Raw genomic sequence first — 1,442 nt, forward strand, 5'->3', positions numbered from 1 at the left:
CGAGGCCATCGCCCGCCGTACGACGCGGCCCCATGTCGTGCTCGCGCTCCCGGCGGAACTCGATGCGCAGCTCTTTCTGGCCGCACTGTGGCAAACCCCACTGGGCCGCACGCCCACGGCACATCACTACGACCTCGGGCCGGTAGCCGCTGGAGTGGACCCCGACCGTTTCCTCAGCGATCTGCGCTGTGTGCATCAGGCGGTCCGGTTCTATGGTCCGGGCGCCCGAGCCGAATCGGTCACTCTCGCCGAGGCCGCCGCCCGCCAAGTGGAGGCGGCCGCCACGGTGATCCTGGGGCCCGGTAGGGAGGCGGCCGACGGGACCCGGGAGGGGGTGCGGGCCCTGCTCGCCCACCTCAGTCCCTCCGCAACCGTGCTCTCCGGTGCCGGTGCCGGTGCCAGTGCCGGAGAGGCCGTCCTCGACACGCTGACCAGGCCCGATCCTCGGTGGTTCGAGGCCGGTCCGGCCGATCGTCTCGACCCCGTCAGCACACCGGCGCACCCGCGCGGTGTCGATCGCGGCGTCGTATCCGTACTGTGGCGCTCGCGCCGCCCCGTACACCCGGAGCGGCTCGCGGACAGCCTGCCGAAGATCATGTCCGGAGTCGTACGCGGCCGCGGCCATCTGTGGGTGGCCACGCAACCGGGCTCGGTCGTCAGCTGGCGATCCGCCGGACACCACCTCGAACTGCGCGAGGCCGGCGACTGGTTGCAGGAAGGCGACACACGGGCGTGGCGCGATGCCTCGCCGCAGCGCCGCACCTTGGCCTCGTGGTTCTGGGACGACTACTACGGCGAGCGGCGCAATGAGGTCGTCTTCACTGGTACTGATCTGGACCAGGACGAGCTCCGCGGCGTCCTGGACGCCACGCTGCTCGACGACCGCGAGCTGTCGCTCGGCGTCGAGGGCTGGGCCGGCCTTGCCGGTGGGAGATGACGACGACGGTCTTGTCCGCCACCAGGTTGTCGATGGCCCGCTGCACCGCCACCTCCGATTCGGTGTCCAGGGCCGCCGTCGGTCGGTCGAGCAGGACGACGGGCGCGTCTTTGAGGATGGCCCGGGCGATGGAGATCCGCTGGCGTTCGCCGCCGGAGAGTGCCGAACCGATCTCGCCGACGCGGGTGTTGTAGCGGTGGGGGAGTCGGTCCACGAACTCGTGAACGTTGGTTGCCCGCGCGGCCGCCTTGATCTCCGCGTCGGTGGCATCGGGACGGGCGAGCGCGATGTTCGCGCGGATGGTGTCGTCGAAGAGGTAGACGTCCTGGAACACGATGGCGATGTGGCGCAGCAGTTCGGGCCGACCAGGGCGGTCAGGCTGCGTTCGGGGACGGTGAAGTCGACGCCGGTCAAGGACGGCTCGCTCTGGCCGTCGTAGGCGAAGGTGACGTCCTCGAAGCGGATGTCGAAGGTCTTCGGTTCGCTCCCGCCCGGTGCGACCGGC

The 1,442-nt window shown here is 70.6% G+C and carries 2 protein-coding genes; one reads left to right on the plus strand and one right to left on the minus strand.

The window, feature by feature from the left end; translation table 11 throughout:
• The coding region (locus tag ADL29_RS06730) for a GTP-binding protein (RefSeq protein ID WP_053922822.1) at nucleotides 1-937 on the plus strand (937 nt) is incomplete at its 5' end.
• On the opposite strand, the gene ADL29_RS40605 is transcribed toward ADL29_RS06730, so the two are convergent.
• Complete coding sequence (locus ADL29_RS40605; protein ID WP_245689197.1) at nucleotides 819-1,271, minus strand: ATP-binding cassette domain-containing protein; 453 nt, start codon at nucleotides 1,269-1,271, stop codon at nucleotides 819-821. The genes ADL29_RS06730 and ADL29_RS40605 overlap by 119 nt on opposite strands.
• Between the last annotated feature and the right edge of the window lie 171 nt (nucleotides 1,272-1,442).

This window comes from Streptomyces chattanoogensis (assembly GCF_001294335.1).
Lineage (GTDB): Bacteria > Actinomycetota > Actinomycetes > Streptomycetales > Streptomycetaceae > Streptomyces > Streptomyces chattanoogensis.